This is a genomic window from Flavobacterium shii (genome assembly GCF_025847235.1).
Taxonomy (GTDB): Bacteria; Bacteroidota; Bacteroidia; order Flavobacteriales; family Flavobacteriaceae; genus Flavobacterium; species Flavobacterium shii.
In genome coordinates, this window is record NZ_JAOZEW010000016.1 from 124,649 (window position 1) to 143,626 (window position 18,978).

Genomic DNA, 18,978 nt, shown 5'->3' on the forward strand with positions numbered 1-18,978 from the left:
TCGATAACGTCTATTTTCTTTTGCTGTCCTTATGGATTTCCGTAAAACTTGGCACTCGTTTTGCATTACTTTTATTTATTTAGATTCCAACAAAAGATTAAAATCTTTTGCAATGTGCTTTTTACTATATTTGCAGTTATGTGTATTTCGAACATCAGTAACACATCTGTTATGTTTTACCATAGCAAATATAAACAAATTTCTTTATCGTAAACAAATATCTTTATAATGAACGGTGATTTTTTAAAAGAAAAACTACAACTTCTTGATGTTCAATTTGTTGAATTATCTAAAAAATTAAAAATAACTCCTCAAAGTTTGAATAGTAGATTCAAAACAAAGGATGTTACTATTAGTTTTTTAATAGAATTGTGCGAAGCTGTAAAGAAAAGCCCTTATTACTTTATTAAAGGAAGTGAATACGAAAGTTATTTTACTTTAGACGAAAGAGTCTTAAAAGAAGATATTCCAGTAGAAGGAACAACAGCTATTTCAGATAAAATCCGTTTATTAGAAGAACAGAATGACTTATTAAAAGAGAACCTAAATCTTTATAAAGACAGATGTGAAATATATAAAAGTGAAATTGCAGAACTAAGAGGAACTTCGCCAGATAGAAGTCAGACCGCATAGAACAACTATGCGGATTGTTTGAAACAACAGCAAACTCTCAAAATACCACATAAAATACCAAGATAACAAATCACCAAACGAGTTAACGATTAATACATTATATGATAATAGGGATAGTACTTAAGTATATAAAAACTTATCAAGGAATAAATTACATTCCAATAACTTCAAATGATAAATTTTGTGGTTTAGTTGGAAATAATGGAATCGGAAAAAGTACTATACTAGAAGCAATTGATTGCTTTTTTAACGATAAAAGTTGGAATCTTAATATTTCTACTAAAAAAAGTGGATTAACAGTAACCAACCCTTCAATAATCCCAATTTTCTTTATAAAAAAAAGTAAAATATCTCCCGAAAACATACAAATTGCTGAGGCATTAAGTGACTCTATTTGGAATTTAAACGAAACAGAAATTGCTAACATTAACAGACCTCACTTTAAAGACTTCAACCACCAAAGGTCAGCATTAGCAAAAAATTATGATTCCAATGAATATTTATTAATGCCATTAGGTATTGACTATACTTCTAATATAAACCTTGGTTTTTTTAACACTAATACTGTTGCTCGAAGTGTTAAACCTGAACTAGAAGAAGAAAGAACATCTTTAGAAGCAAATGAATTGAATGCATTAAAACCATTATTGATAGAAATTAAAGCTCTTTATCAATATATCTATATCCCAAAAGATATTGACCCTACAACATTCACTAAACTTGAAACTAAAGAAATTCAAGCTTTAATGGGAGAAACACTTCTTCAAGTATTAGAGCAACGAGTTCCAAATAAACAGATAACCGAAATAAATAAGAGTCTAAACGATTTTTTAACCGCTCTCTCTGTAGAACTGGAAGATTATTCATTTCGAACACCTACTGACCGCCAGCAGAATCTTAAAAAAACAGATATTTATAATCTAATTATAGAAGCTTTTTTTAACATCCGAAAACTACACAAAAAGCAAGGTGAAAACTGGCTAGAAATAAGTGATTTAAGCAGTGGTGAAAAGCAAAAAGCTATTATTGAAGTAACTCATAATTTAATTAGAAATCACAGAGAGAACAGTGATAATTTGATAATTGCAGTCGACGAACCTGAAAGCTCACTTCATATTTCAGCATGTTTTGACCATTTTATGAAGATGTATGAAATTGCAGACTCAACACATCAATTTTTATTCTCGACCCATTGGTATGGTTTTTTACCAATAATAGAAAAATGTAGTGTTACCGCAATTACAAAAAAAGATGGAGATCATAGGTTTGACTTAATTAGTCTTTCCAATTACAGAGAAGCGATAAAGCAAAAGAATAGGGAATCTAAAGGAATACTTCCTTATGACTTAAGACTAAAAAGTCTAAATGATTTTATCCAATCAATAGTTTCTTCTATTTTAGATGATGAACCATTTAATTGGATAATATGTGAAGGAAGCTCAGAAAAAATATACTTCGATTATTACTTTGAAGAACTAAAAAAAACTAATCGATTACGAATTATCCCAGTTGGTGGAATAAACGAAATAAAGAGAATCTACGAACATCTAAATGTTTCCATTGAAGAATTTAAAAAAGACCTAAATGGTAAGATTGTTTTTATATGTGATACTGATGCCGAACTTGTCGAATTTGAATCAACCAGTTCTAAAAATGTTTTAGTTAAAAGACTTATAAATACAGAAGGAGTTACTAAACTTGTAAGTATAAAATCAAATCCAAAATCTCCACCAACAGAAATCGAAGATTCTTTAAATGGAAAAGCTTTTCATAATACTCTAAAAAAATACAAAGAGGTTTATCCTCAATTACTTGATTTTATAAATTTGGAAGAAGAAAAGAAGGAAATTCCATCATATTTCGCAATGGACTTAGCACCAAGCTCATACAATATTTTATTATCTTTTTTTAATCTAGACAATATCAAATATGACTTTGCAAATAGTTACGTTGAAGAAATCAATTCTAACACTTATGCAATTCCAAACTGGATTAACGAAATTAGAGATTTTATACTTAATGATAAATAAATTCACAAAAATTTAGAATACAAAATCGCATACGATTTATATTTTTTCATAACACTAGGGCTTTGTCACTAGTAGCAAACAAAGGGGTTAAAAAATCTGTTTCAGATTCATAACCCTGAGGTCCCGAGTTCAAATCTCGGTCTCGCTACAAGAATAAACCCTTAAACAACAATTGTTTAAGGGTTTTTTATTGAGATTATATCTAAAAAACACCAAACTAATCCTTAGGAATGATGAAAAATCATGAATAATAGTGATGAAATGAACCCTAACCAAATATTTTAACCGTTAAAGATGCTACTTCAATCTCATCGGAAATCCTTGGAACTATGTAGTGTTTCTCAAAACTTCATGTGTAGAATACGAAGTTAAAACACCGATATCTTTTGCATGACTGCAAAAACCCAATAAAATAGCATTTTGCAAACTAAGTAATTTACAAACAACATGGATATAGTTAAATTCAAAATCACATCAAAAACAATAAAAGTAGAAGTACGTAATTCAAATAATTATGTTTTTAATTTTAATACTGCTTTAGAAATTGAAAAAGGAGACAAAGAGGTTTTATTAAGACTGTACAATGCATTAGATCTTCTTTTTAAGAAAGAGAACACTAGTGAATCCAAAAACTACATTGCACCCAACCAGACTAATATACTTGATCAGATTTCTGCCGTAGACAATTTAGAACAGGAAAAATAAACACCTTAACAATTACCGTTTAGCAAAAGAATATCCATTTTATTTCTACTAAAAACCCCAAGTTAAATCTCGATCTCACTATAAGAACAATCCTCTTAGACATTTTTTGTTTAAGGGGTTTTTATTTCCCGAAGAACTTCTAAATAAGTTCTTCGGGAAATAAAACTCTATCAAACTTAGCCTAACCTCATCCGAAATCTCAATATCTCGTTACATTTTCCAGTTTTGGAAAACAAAAAACACATTCAATACTATGCAACTTTTTTAATAGCAAACCAGATAACATACCATTATTTAATGTTAATATAATATAAATACCCCACAAGTCACTACTGTACTTTTATCAAAAAAATTATTTGGCCCAAGATAAAGACCACAATATAAAATCAATTTCTGAATTTTAAAATAAGAAATCGATACTACCGAATCTAAGCTGACTACAAATTAATCCAAATTTTTATGAAAAAAAATTACTTAGTATTTGTGTTTTTATTACTATTTGCTTTAAACTCTTTTGCACAGACCATAATGGGTTGCGGAACTAAATTGTCGCAAAAAGAGCAGGATTTTTTTAAACTATCGTTAGTTAAGATTGAAACTGCCCGAAAGGCAGGGCTAACCAAGAAAAAAGAAGCCGCTCCTTATATCATCCCCGTAGTATTCCATATCTTAAATGATGGATCTAATATTGGAAAGACATTTACCAAAGTCCAAATGCAAAGCAGAATTAATGATGCAATAGATGTTTGCAACAAAGATTTTAACGGACTATATCCCGGCTACAATACAACAGATTCACGTTTTGAAGCTGTAAAAAGCAAAATGAACATTCAATTTGTTTTAGCCACAGTAGATCCGGACGGAAATTTACTTGAAACTCCCGGAATGGATTGGCATCCGGATGCACATATTGTCGATGGATACGATTCCTGGATATACAATTATATCTATTACGGAAAAAAGGGTAAATATTATCTGGATATCGTTGTTGTCGATGAGCCTAATCCTTCCGATGGTGTTTATGGTTCTGGCCATGCTTTCTTACCTGTTCAGGATGTTGTTCCCCACGTTACCTATAACCATAGATATATAGGAACTACAGGCGGATCTGACGCTAGTTTTCAATTTGCCAAAGAGATGTCTCACGAGTTTGGTCATTATTTTGGTTTGCAGCATACTTTTCAAAACGGCTGTGATCCCATTAACGATGGTATGACAGATACTCCTCCAACAACACAGGGATTTGGCTGTAATTTATCGGCTGTTAATAGTTGTGGAGTTATTGCCAATTACGAAAATTTAATGGATTATAATGTAGATTGTCAAGCTATGTTTACCAAAGATCAAACCAATGCTATGAATTATTGGTTAGATGATATGGCTGTAGCCAAATATCCCAGAGGTTTTTTATGGCAAAATAATAATTTGGCTTCTGTTGGTATTATTAGTACGGCTCCGATAGCAAGTTTTTCAGCTAGTACAACCGCAATATGTAACAATAAAAGTGTAACCTTTAAAGATGTTTCTCTTGGATTACCTACTTCCAGAACTTGGACTTTTGCCGGAGGTACACCAGCTACATCTACAATAGCAAATCCAACAGTTACTTATGCAACGTCTGGAATTTATACTGTTACATTAACAGCTACAAATGCATTAGGAAATGATACCAAAACCATTACTAATTACATAAAAGTTGATCAAAAATCTACTTTAAATATGGTAGAGAATTTTTCGGGAGTTTTCCCTCCAGATGGATGGGCAATTACAAATCCGGATGCTGGTTTGACTTGGGAGAAAAGAAAAGATGCAGGAAATGGAGATTCAGCTTGTATGGTCATGAATAATAGTGACAATGCTGTTCTGGGAGAACTGGATTATATACAATTACCATACTATAATCTTAGCAATGGTATAAATAGTCAACTCTATTTTGATGTTGCCTATACTAAATTTGATGATAAAAGTCCTGATGTTCTTGACGTAGAAGTTTCTACTGATTGCGGAACCAATTGGACATCGGTATATTCCAAAACACATACAGATCTGGAAACTACAGTTGTTCCTACTGAACTTTCTAATAATTGGATTCCAAAAAACGCTGAAAATTGGAGAAAAGAAATTATTAATCTTGCTTCTTATATAGGAAATCCAAATGTTACAATTCGTTTTAAAAACAAATCAGGTTACGGAACTCGTATTTGGATAGACAATGTAAATGTAGCCATTACGCAAAGTCTAACTCCTACAACTGATTTTTCTGCGGCTGTCACCAAAACAAATTGTGCAAGTTTAACTGTACCATTTAAAGATACCTCAACAGGAAACCCAACAACTTGGGCATGGTCTTTTCCAGGGGGAAATCCGTTAACCTCAACAGCTCAAAATCCGATTGTGACTTACAACACAAGCGGTTCATATAGCGTTTCTTTAACTACAACAAATGCATCGGGCGCAGGTACTACGATAACCAAAACAAATTTCATTTCTATAGCTACCCCAGTCGAAACCTCATTTACCGAAGATTTTGAAGGAGTTTTTCCTCCAGTAGGTTGGGAAATCACTAATTTAAAAAATAATCTAACATGGGAGAAAAGCACTGCTACCGGCAGAAACTCATCATCTTGTATGATTATAAATAATGCTGATAATGCTGCAGGAGACGTAGATGAAATTATGCTACAACCGTTAAATTTATCTCTTGGGGCAACCGATTTTTCTTTTGATGTTGCTTATGCAAAATTCGATGCAAACAGTCCAGATGTTTTGGATGTTTTAATTTCCAGAGATTGTGGAGCTACTTGGACAAATCTATATTCAAAAACACACACTGTATTAGAAACTGCTACAAGCACAGATGCTAATAATTGGATACCAACATCCGATTCTGATTGGAGGAACGAGAGAGTTTCATTAACTAACTTTAAAGGAAATCCGAATGTACTAATCAAATTTGTAAATACATCAGGTTATGGTGCAAGAGTCTGGATTGATAATATAAAAATCAACTTTGACAGTAAAGAGAAACCGTATTCCGATTTTAAAGTAACAAGCACAATGATTTGTAGTGATTTGCCTGTTCAATTCTCCGATACTTCTTTTGGAGAACCTACCTCGTGGTCGTGGACTTTCCCAGGTGGAACGCCATCAACTTCTACAAGCAAGGATCCATCAATAATATATAATACACCTGGGAATTACAATGTTACTTTGGTTACAACCAATGCTTTTGGACAAGGATCTACTATGCTAAAAACAAATTCGGTAGCAATTAAAGCAAAAAGTACATTACCTGTTACTGAAGATTTTAGTTCTGGTTTTCCAAGACAAAATTGGCAAATTATAAATCTAGATGGAGATCCTATTACATGGGAACAACGCACCGATGTGGGAAAAGGAGATCTATCATGTTTGGTAATAAACAATGCTGATGCACCAACGGGTTTAGTTGATGAATTAATTTTACAATCAATGGATTTCACTACTGCAGACAAACCTCATTTTCATTTTGATCTTGGATACACACAATACTTAAGCGCTTATGACGCTACACCTTCACCAGATCAAATCGACATTTTGGTTTCATCAGATTGTGGTATAACATGGACAAATGTATATTCCAAGAATCAATTGCAATTACAAACTGTATCCCCTCCTATTCAGGATGATCCTGCTACCAAACAAGCTAATGAAACAAATGACTGGAAACCGACACAAGATTCCGATTGGAGAAGTGAAACCGTTGACCTTAATGTTGTAAAAAATCAATCTAGTGTTTTACTTAAAATCCGAAATACTTCCGGATATGGTACCAGGGTTTGGTTTGACAATTTTAAAATTAACAATAGTCCAATATTAAGTACCAAAGAAAATAAAATCGATGGAATTACTGTGTCCCCAAATCCATCGAAAGATTTATTCTCAATACACATACCTTCTTTAGACCAAGAAAAATATGAAGCTTCTGTTTATTCCGTTTCAGGACAATTAATAGTAAACAAAACTAAATCAGAAATGAAATCAAATGAAGTGATGATCGATTTATCCGGAAAAGTAAATGGTGTCTACATTTTAAAAATTAAATCGTCAAGCGGAAAAATAGCAGTAAGTAAATTAATAAAAATGTAAATCAAGGTTTAAATAAAATTACAAAAACTATATTAAATTAACCCTGTAAGGAATATAAGTCCATTTAAGAGTATCAAGAAGAAACTAATAAGAACTTAAATCACTTAAATGCTTTAAAAAAGTAAAATATATGTTTTGCGTTTTTAAATTTATACAAACCAATAATTAGCATAAACCTCAACTTTTTATAAACCTCAACTTGGCAGATTTAAAAAAGCTGTTGGATTAAAACTAAAAATTACAAATCCAACACTTGGTTCGCATTAATCATTAATTTTATAGCGCTATAACTAAAGCATTATTATTAATCTAAAATTACATAAGTATAATGAAAAAACATTTTTTACTATTATTATTAATCTGTTCGAGTGTTTTTGCTCAAGAAAGCATTGATATTAATCAGTTAAATTGGTTACCAAACTCACATTCTTTCTGGGTAAACTCACAAGGTAATGTAGTCGTTTACGATGTTGACAAACTAAACCAAAATACTACTATTTTAACCCAAGAGCAACTACAAAAAGCAGGTTTTAACGGAGAAATAGAACAATTGGTTTGGAATGAAAATAAAACAAAAGTATTAGTTTACACCAATTCCAAAAAAGTTTGGAGAGCAAATACCAAAGGAGATTACTGGTTTTTTGATCTTGCAACTGGAAAAGGAAAACAACTTGGCGCTAGTTTAGAAAAGTCATCATTAATGTTTGCTAAATTTTCTAATGATAATGAGAACGTAGCCTATGTTTCACAACATAACATTTATCTGGAAAGTCTTACTACAGAAAAAATAACTCCTTTAACAACCGATGGAACAGATAAAATTATAAACGGAACTTTTGACTGGGTTTATGAAGAAGAACTTGCAGCTCGTGATGGTTTTAGATGGAGTCCTGATGGAAAAAGTATTTCGTTTTGGCGCGTAGATGCATCCAAAACAAAATTCCATTTAATGATAAACAATACCGATGCATTATATCCTTTTACAGTTCCGGTAGAATATCCTAAAGCAGGCGAAAAACCATCATCTGTAAAAATTGGGGTAATTGACATCGCTTCTTTAAAAACAAATTGGTTAAATATACCTGGCGAACCCGATAATAACTATTTGGCTCGAATGGAATGGATCAACAGTCAAAGTCTGATGGTTGTACAATTAAACAGACTTCAAAACCAAGCTTCCATTTATAAATGTGACCCTAAGTCGGGCGAAGCCAATTTAATCTATCAAGAGAAATCAGATTCATGGATTGATGTTTTTGATACTTCCGCGGGAGAATATGATGTTTTTCCTTGTCAGTTTGTAGATAATGGAAAAGCTTTTTTATGGAGTTCGGATGCCGATGGTTGGATGCATGTTTATAAAATTAGTGCCGATGGTAAAAAGAAGGAATTAATTACTACCGAAAATTTCGATGCTTATTACAAAGCTTACAATCAGGAAACACAATCTATCTATTATATTGCAAGCCCTACAGATGCTACGCAGCGTTATTTGTACGAAACTAATTTAAATACCAAGAAAACAAAACGCATTACTCCAAAAGAATTTGAAGGAACAAATAGATATCGTTTTTCTACAGATGGTAAATATGCAAAACATACCAATTCAAGCATTAATCGTGATTTCAATACACGCTTAGTCGCTTTACCAAGTCATAAAAAAATATTTCCACAAGCAGCTGATTCGTTTTCGGCTCCAGAACGTAATTATTCTTTAGAGAAATTTAAAGTTACTACGGTAGATGGTATCGAAATGGACGGAATAATGGCTAAACCGTTAAACTTTGATCCTAATAAAAAATATCCTGTATTCTTTTATGTTTACGGAGAACCAATGGCTTCTGTAGCAAATGATGAACCGGATTTTTACCCATATATTGCCTATTTAATTCCAGAAGGATATATAGGAATTGCAATGGATAACCGAGGAACTCCTGTACTGAAAGGTACAAAATGGAGAAAATCGATTTATAAAAACATCGGAATCATAAATACTCGCGATCAAGCCATGGCTGCCAAAGAAGTTCTAAAATGGAAATTTATCGATAACGACAGAGTTGCTATTCATGGATGGAGCGGTGGTGGAGCGGTAACCTTGAATTTAATGTTTCAATATCCTGAGATTTATAAAACAGGTATAGCAGTTGCAGCAGTTACCGATCAGCATTTTTATGATAACATTTATACCGAAAGATACATGGGATTGCCAAGCGAAAACGAAGCAGCTTATAATCAAGCGTCTCCTGTAACTCACGCCAAAAACCTAAAAGGAAATTTATTATACATTCATGGAACTGGCGATGATAATGTACATTATAAAAATGCAGAAGTTTTAATTAATGAACTAGTTAAATATGATAAAATGTTTGACTTGATGATTTATCCAAATCGTTCGCATGGCATATATGAAGGCGAAGGAACAAGCAAACATCTTGCAGATACTTTCATGAAATTCATAAGAGAAAATTCTCCTCCGGGAGCAAAATAATATAAAGACATTTTAACTTGTCACCTTTCTCAGCTTTGTTGTTCTTTAGGAATAGTAAGGCTGAGTTTTTTTTATGAAAAAAAAGTTGAAAGGCTCAGAGGTTCTAAGACGCAAAGGCTCTAAGCAACTAAGATCCTGAGACAAAACTTATCCACAATAAAACAATAATACTGCCTTTCTGAACGGAGTCGAAGAATCACGCTAGTAACTCGACAATAATAAAAAACTTTATGTTAGTTTCTGGTAGAGATTACTCATTCTTTGGAATGATAGCACAGGGGAAATTCTTGATAAATATTTATATATTCGCTGAAGAAAAAAACACCACACTTGATCCATCATGACCATAAACATAGACCAAAACCTAAAACTTGAGTTAATTCATGAGAATCACGCACAACCAATCTTTGATCTTGTTGATGCAAACAGAACTCATTTAAGAGAATGGCTGCCTTTTGTAGACAGAATGCAAACTGTAGACTTTGCAGAGAATTTTGTAAAAGGTACCATGCAACGAAACAAAGACGGAAACGAATATGGTTTTGTTATTGTTGATAACGAAAAAGTTGTTGGAAGAATTGGCATTTATAAAATTGATGGTCAGAATAAAATTGGAGAAATCGGATATTGGTTTGCCGAAAACCTACAAGGAAAAGGCATTATAACCAAGTCTTGTAAAGCAATTATCAGGTTTGGTTTTTCGGGTTTACAATTAAACCGAATCGAAATAAAATGCGGAACCGAAAACTTTAAAAGCAAAACAATCCCAGAAAAACTTAACTTTACCAAGGAAGGCATTATTCGCCAAGGAGAATTACTTTATGACAAATTTATCGACTTGAATTTATATTCACTTCTTAAATCTGACGTTGAGTAAAATACCTAAATACATTCAAAAATTAAATCCCTTAAAATGAAAAATATAAAATTCGCAAAACTCATTCTCCTTTTCGGTCTTATCACATTAGTTTCTTGTAATGAGCCTAAAACCATAGATGAATTTGCCATAGAAATTACAAATAGCATCAAGGATAAAGATGCAGACGATTTGTATTCTTTGTTTATATCTCCTAAAGAAAATGCTTCGTATGGCTTTGTAAATGGTACAATAACCCCAGAAGAATCTTCGAGATTAAAATCTAATGAGGATTTAATAAAATTAATTATCCGAAAAGGAAAACAAAGAAAACCTGAAGATATCAAACGTATAAATCAGTTTATTTCGGAGGCACATGCTTTATTTAATTGGGAAAATATCAAATCTGTAAAAACAGAATCTACTTTAGTAGAAACTAAAAAAGTAAATACAATAAGAAACAAAGTTACGATTGATGCTGCTACTTACGACTTAAAAATCATAATCGAGTTGAATGACAATAAAGTATATCGACTAAAAGTAAATAAAGCAATGAAAGTAAATGATCGTTGGGTAATCTTCCCGACTAAAAGCTTTGGTCTTGAAATTGAAAAGTAAATAACTTCTTTTTAATTCCTATTTTCGCTGAGTAAATTTTACTACGAATACCAAACAGGAAAATGAAAGCGAAAAAAGAGGAAGATATAAAAACCTATGGTTCAAAAGATTTTCGGGACAAATTCCTTGAATCTGAAAATACAGTAGAACATTTTTTTAAATCAAATTCGGAGCATTTTTTTTGTTTGAGAATTGAAGACATAAACCAACTAAAATATCCTGTACCTCCATCCAAACACATTTGCTATACCTTACTTTTTATCACTTCTGGAATCCACAAACTAAAAATTGGGTTCGAAGAATATACAACCAAGGCTAATGAAATGGTATTAGTTCCTGCTGGACAGATTTACTCGATAGATTTTATGAGTAAAAAGATAACGGGTATTATATGTCAGTTTCATCAGGATATTCTAATCGGGAAATATGGCAATCGGGAAATGCTAAATGATTTCGATTTTTTGAAGGTTTGGGGAAATCCTAATGTAACTTTCCAAAAACAAGAAGCTGGTTTTATTTCGAACTTATTAAACCGTCTGCTTATAGAATATACCGAAACCGGCGGTACTAATCTAGATATTATACAGCCTTACCTTATTGCGTTACTTTTTGAAATAAACAAGAATGCTGTAAAAACCAATAAATCCCTCACGGCAGCAACTACACTTACAACAAAGTTTAAAGAACTAATATATTTGCATATAAAAACCCAACATCAGGTGAGTTATTATGCTTCGGTTCTGAACGTCACTCCAAATCACTTAAACAAATCGGTAAAATCGGTTACAGGAAAATCGCCTACAAAATGGATAGACGAAACAATTCTTCTAGAAGCCAAATACTTATTGTACCAAACCAATCTTACGATTAATGAAATTGCAATACAAGTAGGTCATTATGATCAATCGTACTTTAGCCGTATCTTCAAAAAACACGAAGGCGTCACTCCTATTGAGTATCGAAAAATGATTGATAAATCCTAACTCTTGCTTATTGAATCCTAATAGAATTATCTCTTTATTATTGACATTTGCAAACTAAAAAAAGCAAATAATGATTTACGTTTTCAAAACTTCGGTAAATACAGAATCGAAATTAGAATCGGCAACAACAATCCTTAACGAATTATTACCAGACGCAAAGTGGAATTTCGACCTTGAAGATTGGGACAATATTTTAAGAATTGATAGTGAAACCGATATAGTCGAAATGATACTAAACAACGACGTTTTCGATTGTATCGAATTAGAATAAATACCGCATTTGCAACAATTAACTTTCATCATCAATTTATTATGGACACATTACTTCATCAAGGCAAGACATTTGAAAACATCGATTACTCGGAAAAGAAATTAACTGATCTCGAATTTTTAAATTGTGATTTTATAAACTGCAACTTTTCAAAAAGCGATTTAGGCAATAATGATTTTATAGATTGCAACTTTAAGAATTGTAATTTCTCTTTGGCAACGCTACGAAACACAGGATTAAAAAACATTAAATTCACCGATTGCAAATTAATGGGATTAGACTTTAGTTATAGTAATGCCTTTTTATTCTCTATGAATTTTCAGGGTTGTATCCTGGATTACTCTACTTTTTTACAAAGAAAATTAAAGAAAACAAACTTCTTTGATTGTTCTCTAAAAGATGTAGATTTCTCCGAAGCCGATTTAACTCAAGCTGTATTTAAAAACTGTGATCTTTCGAACGCAACATTTGTACGAAGTATTCTAGAGAAAGTCGATTTTCGTACGGCAAAAAACTATTCATTCGACCCCGAAGAAAACAAAGTCAAAAATGCAAAGTTCTCCCGTTTGGAACTTGCAGGATTATTAGAGAAATTTAATCTTGATATTGAGTAGGTATCAATAAAACTAGGTATTAGTTAATCATTGGAGTTTAATATATTTCTTGACTTTAATCCTTATTTTTGTTTAGAATAAAACAATTACAAAAAATGTTATTTATAATTAATTCCCAAGGCACAAATCTCATAACCCGAGAAGAACTTTCGGTTAAGGAATGGGCTGAAAAACTGGATAAATTTATTAGATATACCGCTCTTATTGATGACGATGAACTCATAAAACAGCTTACTTATGAGTACAACCTTAATCAAACCCAGATTGAAGAAATTGAGAAATGTCTTGAAAATGAAAAAGTAAAATATCATAGATATGCATGTACCAAATACGAGCATTTTAAAATTGAGCCTGTTTATTTGGAAATCAAAAAACTAAAAGGGAAACTAATTTATTGGAAAGATTGGGATTATATTTTTGAACAAAAAGACAATGATTACTTTCTTTGGTGTTTTCTGGGAGGTTTTGCCGATGCGCAACGTGAAATAAAATTAAGCGAGGAACACATAAAAAAATATAAAGAAATAGGACTTGCTCAAATAGATTATCTAATCGATAATCTTCAAAAACTTCACGACTCCGAAGAATACAAACTTGCAATAACGGAGAATCGAGTGGTAATGTAAAAACACCTTATCCCATAAAAGTCAAGAATTTACATTTTGTCCTTATAAAGGTGAAGTTCATTTTCTATTTTTTGGTATCTAAAGATAATTTCAATTGCTTTTTGTAATCGTACAAATGCTGTTTCGCTTTTCACAACATAATCGAATGCTCTGTGATCCATACAACTTACAGCAATATCTACCTTATCATGGGAAGAAAGCATTATTACAGGAATCCCTCTGTCTATTTCTTTTATTTTGTCCAGTGTTTGCAATCCATTCATAGCGGTTTTATCAATCCCATCCAGATGATAATCCAGAACTACAACATCTGGTTTTTTTAGTATATTCTCAATACAAAGTTCTCCCGAGGAGAACGTTTCTATGGAGTACTCATTACGATATGAAAACTCGATTTCCAAGGATTTTAGAAATACCGAATCGTCATCTACCAAAAAAACTTTTATTTTATTCTTTCTTTTCATGGTTTATTTTTTTAAATTTTCGAGTTCCATTTCGAGTTCCTCGCAAGCTTGACCACAAACTTTTTCGAGTTCGAGTATAAGCTCATTTATCTCTTTAGAAATTTCAATCGCAAAAGCATATTCCTGGATTTTTTTGGCAATTTTTTCAACATCCGGACTTATTCCCATTATCGAAAATGAAGGGATCATTTTATGAATTGCCGCATGTATCGATTTCCAATCTTTGGCTTCAAGACTTTTCTTTATTGTAGCAATTAAGGGTGGTGTTTGTTTTAGGTAGGCATTTATCATTTCGATCATTAAAACCGGATTCGATTTTGTTAACTTAATGAGATAATTCATGTCTACATATTTAATTTTTTTTATGGATAAATTTTGTCCAATTTTATGCTCAATAATTAGTAGTGGTTTTTTAGAAAACGCAACCAACTTACTGTAAAGCAGTCTCTCGTCAACGGGTTTCGCCATATAATCATTCATCCCTACTGCTTTACATTTTTCTACATCTACTGTTGTTACATCTGCCGTCAGGGCAATTATCGGAATTTGGGATTTCATCGTATTACGAATGTATTCTGTGGCTTCAAAACCGTCCATCTCGGGCATTTGTAAATCCATCAAAATAATATCATACGTTTTGGTTTTTAACTTTTCGATAGCTAATTTCCCATTTGCAGTAATATCACATTCAAAACCAAAATCATCCAACAAGGTTTTCATAAGTAACTGATTGAGTTCCATATCTTCAACAACCAATATCTTTGTATCTTTGATATCTCTGCTCAACTCGATAATTTCGGGTTCCAAAACAGCCTCAGCAGTTGTTTTCTGGAAATCCAGAACAAAACTAAAAGTTGCTCCTTTATTAATTTCACTTTTTACCTGAATCGTTCCTCCTTGAAATTCTACCAATTGTTTTGCAATGGCAAGTCCTAATCCCGTTCCTCCATATATTTTTGAGGAACCCGAATAAGCTTGTTGAAAATTCTCAAATATTTTTTCCATTTTATCGGCTGAAACTCCAATTCCCGAATCGCAAACCGAAAACTCTATTGATACCTTTTCGTTATCTTGCGAAAGCAACTGCACACTTACAACAATCTTTCCTTTATTAGTAAACTTAACCGCATTACTTACCAGATTCAAAACAATTTGATGCAGCCTGGTAGGGTCTCCTATGAGTACTTCGGGAATTCTTTTATCATAATTTGTAATTAATTTTAAGTTTTTTTCTTGAATTTTTGTTTCAAACAAATGCAACATAGCAGTTACAGACAATGCCAATTTAAAAGGTGTTTTCTCGAAAATCAGTTTTCCTGCATCGACTTTGGCCAAATCCAAAATATCATTTATTAATACAATCAATGCATCACCACTAATTTTTATAGCGGTTAAATATTCTTTTTGCTTTGCTGTTAGATCCGTTTTGAGTACCACTTTGGTAAAACCAATAATAGCATTCATTGGCGTTCTTATCTCGTGGCTCATATTCGACAAGAATTGCTGCTTCGATTTTACAGCATCTTCGGCAATCTTTGTAGCATCCTCCGCAATCTTTGTAGCATCCTCCGCAATTTTTGTAGCATTTTCGGCAATAACTTTGGCCTCTCGTAATTCGTGTTCTATTACTTTTTGCTTTTCAATACTTCTAGCCATAAGGATAGCACCGAGTACTTTCTCTTCTTTATCCTTGTAAACAAATCCATTAAACAAGACATCTTTTTCTTTATGGTCGGTAATTGTTAGTTCATAATCATTAATATATCCTATCTTAAATATTTGTTTGCAAACTGCTTTTACTTTTTTTGGGTCGGTAAAATAATCAAAACAAAAACTTCCTAAAATTGTTTTTCTGTCCTTACCAGCAATTTCAATAAAAACCTGATTTGTATCCGTAATTTTTCCCGTTTGATCAATAACAATTATTGAATTTAAATTGGCTTCTATCAAGCTACGCGCGTAACTATTTTCTTGTTTGTTCTTGGATTCCATTGTTATTCGTTTATCGAATTTGAATTTTCAATTTCCTTAATTGAATTACGTTGTTTTTCCAATAGGGGCACTTTTACTTTAAGTGGTTGTGTTTTTTTAAAAATGCTTTTTTACAATAGTTTTTTTTACTAAAATCTAAAGCAAGAGCTTGCTAACCAAGTGTGTACAACTCAGTTTTAATTAGTAATTTATAGTAAGAACCAATAATCTATTTTATAGTGAGCGTCCAAATAATCCTATTTAACGTAGTCAAATTTGATTATTTTAATCTATACCTTATTGTATAATAAATAAAAGAAGTTATACAATTCCGACATTCTCAAGGGCAATCCTTTTTTTGTCTTTAAGTTGTTTGAAAAAACTTGGGGTAAGTCCCGTTACTTTTTTAAATTGTTGGGATAAGTGAGATACGCTGCTATAATTAAGCATGTAAGAAATTTGCGTAAGATTTAGTTCATTATACAACAAAAGTTCTTTAACGCGTTCTATTTTATGGGCTATAATGAAATGTTCGATTGTAATTCCTTTTACTTCCGAAAAAATCTTGGCTATATGGGTATACTCCATACCCATTTTTTCGCTAATATAATCGGAGTAATTTACTTTGGGAAGTTCATCAGTATAATGGACCATTTCGACAATTATATTTTTAATTTTTTCAATTAAAACTGCTTTTTTATCGTCCATTAACTCTAATCCTGCCTTTAACAAGACTATTTTAAGTTCATCGCGAATTTCGGGAGAAATGTCGCCTATTATTTCTACCAATCCTAAATCTACAATTACACATTGCAACCCTAGATTTTCTAATGCATCTTTTACCACCATTTTACAGCGGAGGCTTACCATATATTTTATATAGAGTTTCATTTCTTATTTACTTATATGATAATTTGCGATTATCTTTTAATTAGTCTTCGTAACCGCTTTTTATAATGGTCGAAATCATCTTAAACTGTACATTGGCATTAAAGCTATGTTTTGCATGTGCCGGAATTACAATCCCCTGTCCAAGATTTAACTTATGAGGTTTGTCATTAATTATTATTTCTGCAGTCCCATCAATTATCTGAATATAATTATCAAAAGGAGATATTTTTTCGGCTAGTTCTTCACCCGCGTCAAATGATGATGCTGTAATATTTCCAGTAGTTTTCTTAATAATCGTTTTACTTAAAACGGCATTAGGAATATACTGTATAATTTCAACAATTATATGTGATTTACCTTTTTCAATTTCGAAATGATTCATTTGTTTATTGGGTGAGTATTAATTTACTAATTCAATTTTCGTAATAAACGAGTGTATTGAAAAAAAAATTCTCCACAAAACAAAGATGATGTTTTAAATCGGTTAAGCGTTGTACAATTATTAAAAATTGTTACATAATTCCGAACTTCAAATCAATTCACACAAATATACATAACTTATTAAATATCAGCATCATATTTCTTTTATTCAAATAAAAATCTTCTCTACTTTTATAGCATTAATATGCTGCAGCATTTTTCTTTACAAGAATTAAAATTGTATTGAAATAACTAAATAAAAATAGATAAAAAATATAAATCCTATTTTTGTAATACAAAGCTAGAATACTATCATTTTATTCGTAGCGCCAAATTCGATTAAAACTACTTTATGAAACGTCTACTTCTAACCATTTATTTACTTATCGGAATGTCTAGTTCTCAATATGCTCAAAAAGTTATCCCTTTATATAATGGTAAAATTCCAAATTCTAAAGAAATTGCAGGTTTAAAAGACACAACTATTGTTTATACAGCTGGAGAAAAAAAGATTACTGTAATTACAAGAGTTGCTAATCCAGACCTTACTATTTTCCTTCCCGAAAAAAATAAAGCTACAGGAATTGCAGTAATTATATGCCCTGGTGGAGGCTACTCGGGTGTAGCAATTGACCATGAAGGTTATGCTATTGCAAAAAAACTAAACGAAAACGGAATTGCAGGATTTGTATTAAAATACCGTTTACCAGATGCAAAATATGTCAACAACAAAGAAATAGTTCCTTTACAAGATGTACAACGCGCCATTGAATTAGTAAGAGAAAATGCCAAACAATGGGGAATAAATCCAAACAAAGTTGGAATTCAGGGTAGTTCCGCAGGAGGGCATTTGGCCGCCACAGCAGGTACACATTATTTAAAATCCTACATCGATAATCCACTAAAAACAAACTTACGTCCCGACTTTATGATTCTTACTTATCCTGTTATTAGCATGGCAGATAGTTTGACGCATATAGGCTCTAGAAATAATTTATTGGGCGAAAGCGTATCTCCGGAAAAAATTAAAGAATACTCAAATGAATTGCACATAACACCAAATACTCCACCTACATTTATTACCCACGCGGTAGATGATGATGCCGTTAAAGTGCAAAACTCACTTGTATTTATTGCTGCTTTACAAAAAAACAAAGTTCCCGTTGAATCATTCTTTTACGCCAAAGGTGGTCACGGTTTCGGAATGGATAATCCTACGAGCGATGTGCAGTGGATAGATAGTTGTATCGATTGGATTTTGAAAACCAATAAAAAGTAGA

Annotated in this window: 16 protein-coding genes; 12 read left to right on the forward strand and 4 right to left on the reverse strand. The window is 32.0% G+C overall.

Translation table 11 applies throughout. The features are described 5' to 3' along the window. The first annotated feature begins 228 nt into the window (after positions 1 to 228). The 11 genes from OIU83_RS15525 to OIU83_RS15575 all read left to right on the forward strand — a co-directional run bounded on the left by OIU83_RS15525 (position 229) and on the right by OIU83_RS15575 (position 13,952). Positions 229 to 633: a hypothetical protein gene (locus tag OIU83_RS15525; protein WP_264207174.1), complete on the forward strand. Its 405-nt coding sequence runs from the start codon at positions 229 to 231 to the stop codon at positions 631 to 633. A gap of 101 nt (positions 634 to 734) precedes the next feature. Then, a complete protein-coding gene (locus OIU83_RS15530) occupies positions 735 to 2,663 on the forward strand; it encodes an ATP-binding protein (RefSeq protein WP_264207175.1) in 1,929 nt (642 codons plus the stop codon). A gap of 447 nt (positions 2,664 to 3,110) precedes the next feature. Continuing rightward, entirely contained in the window at positions 3,111 to 3,368 is a 258-nt protein-coding gene (locus OIU83_RS15535; protein ID WP_264207176.1) for a hypothetical protein, read from the forward strand. A gap of 459 nt (positions 3,369 to 3,827) precedes the next feature. Beyond that, positions 3,828 to 7,496, forward strand: coding sequence for a PKD domain-containing protein (locus OIU83_RS15540; RefSeq protein ID WP_264207177.1), 3,669 nt, complete (start codon positions 3,828 to 3,830; stop codon positions 7,494 to 7,496). A 328-nt stretch (positions 7,497 to 7,824) separates the two neighbouring features. Beyond that, entirely contained in the window at positions 7,825 to 9,984 is a 2,160-nt protein-coding gene (locus OIU83_RS15545; protein WP_264207178.1) for a S9 family peptidase, read from the forward strand. 340 nt (positions 9,985 to 10,324) lie between these two features. Beyond that, complete coding sequence (locus OIU83_RS15550; RefSeq protein ID WP_264207179.1) at positions 10,325 to 10,861, forward strand: GNAT family N-acetyltransferase; 537 nt, start codon at positions 10,325 to 10,327, stop codon at positions 10,859 to 10,861. A gap of 36 nt (positions 10,862 to 10,897) precedes the next feature. After that, entirely contained in the window at positions 10,898 to 11,458 is a 561-nt protein-coding gene (locus OIU83_RS15555) for a hypothetical protein (RefSeq protein ID WP_264207180.1), read from the forward strand. 62 nt (positions 11,459 to 11,520) lie between these two features. Next, the gene (locus OIU83_RS15560) at positions 11,521 to 12,441 is read left to right on the forward strand and encodes a helix-turn-helix domain-containing protein (protein ID WP_264207181.1); all 921 of its coding nucleotides are present in this window, start codon (positions 11,521 to 11,523) and stop codon (positions 12,439 to 12,441) included. 70 nt (positions 12,442 to 12,511) lie between these two features. Continuing rightward, positions 12,512 to 12,712, forward strand: a complete 201-nt coding sequence (locus OIU83_RS15565; protein ID WP_264207182.1) for a hypothetical protein — start codon at positions 12,512 to 12,514, stop codon at positions 12,710 to 12,712. Between the two features lie 41 nt (positions 12,713 to 12,753). Beyond that, positions 12,754 to 13,326: a pentapeptide repeat-containing protein gene (locus OIU83_RS15570; protein ID WP_264207183.1), complete on the forward strand. Its 573-nt coding sequence runs from the start codon at positions 12,754 to 12,756 to the stop codon at positions 13,324 to 13,326. Positions 13,327 to 13,421: 95 nt separating this feature from the next. After that, positions 13,422 to 13,952, forward strand: a complete 531-nt coding sequence (locus tag OIU83_RS15575; protein WP_264207184.1) for a hypothetical protein — start codon at positions 13,422 to 13,424, stop codon at positions 13,950 to 13,952. Positions 13,953 to 13,981: 29 nt separating this feature from the next. Here the strand turns inward: OIU83_RS15575 and OIU83_RS15580 are convergent, their stop codons facing one another. From OIU83_RS15580 to OIU83_RS15595, 4 genes are all read right to left on the reverse strand, one after another. After that, positions 13,982 to 14,416, reverse strand: coding sequence for a response regulator (locus tag OIU83_RS15580; RefSeq protein WP_264207185.1), 435 nt, complete (start codon positions 14,414 to 14,416; stop codon positions 13,982 to 13,984). 3 nt (positions 14,417 to 14,419) lie between these two features. Next, positions 14,420 to 16,408, reverse strand: coding sequence for an ATP-binding protein (locus OIU83_RS15585; protein ID WP_264207186.1), 1,989 nt, complete (start codon positions 16,406 to 16,408; stop codon positions 14,420 to 14,422). Positions 16,409 to 16,708: 300 nt separating this feature from the next. After that, positions 16,709 to 17,278, reverse strand: a complete 570-nt coding sequence (locus OIU83_RS15590) for a helix-turn-helix domain-containing protein (protein WP_264207187.1) — start codon at positions 17,276 to 17,278, stop codon at positions 16,709 to 16,711. Positions 17,279 to 17,318: 40 nt separating this feature from the next. Next, positions 17,319 to 17,660, reverse strand: a complete 342-nt coding sequence (locus OIU83_RS15595) for a cupin domain-containing protein (protein WP_264207188.1) — start codon at positions 17,658 to 17,660, stop codon at positions 17,319 to 17,321. Positions 17,661 to 18,050: 390 nt separating this feature from the next. Between OIU83_RS15595 and OIU83_RS15600 the strand changes: the two genes are divergently transcribed. Further along, positions 18,051 to 18,977 (forward strand): alpha/beta hydrolase, encoded by a 927-nt coding sequence (locus OIU83_RS15600; RefSeq protein WP_264207189.1) that lies wholly within the window; start codon positions 18,051 to 18,053, stop codon positions 18,975 to 18,977. Position 18,978: the final 1 nt, after the last annotated feature.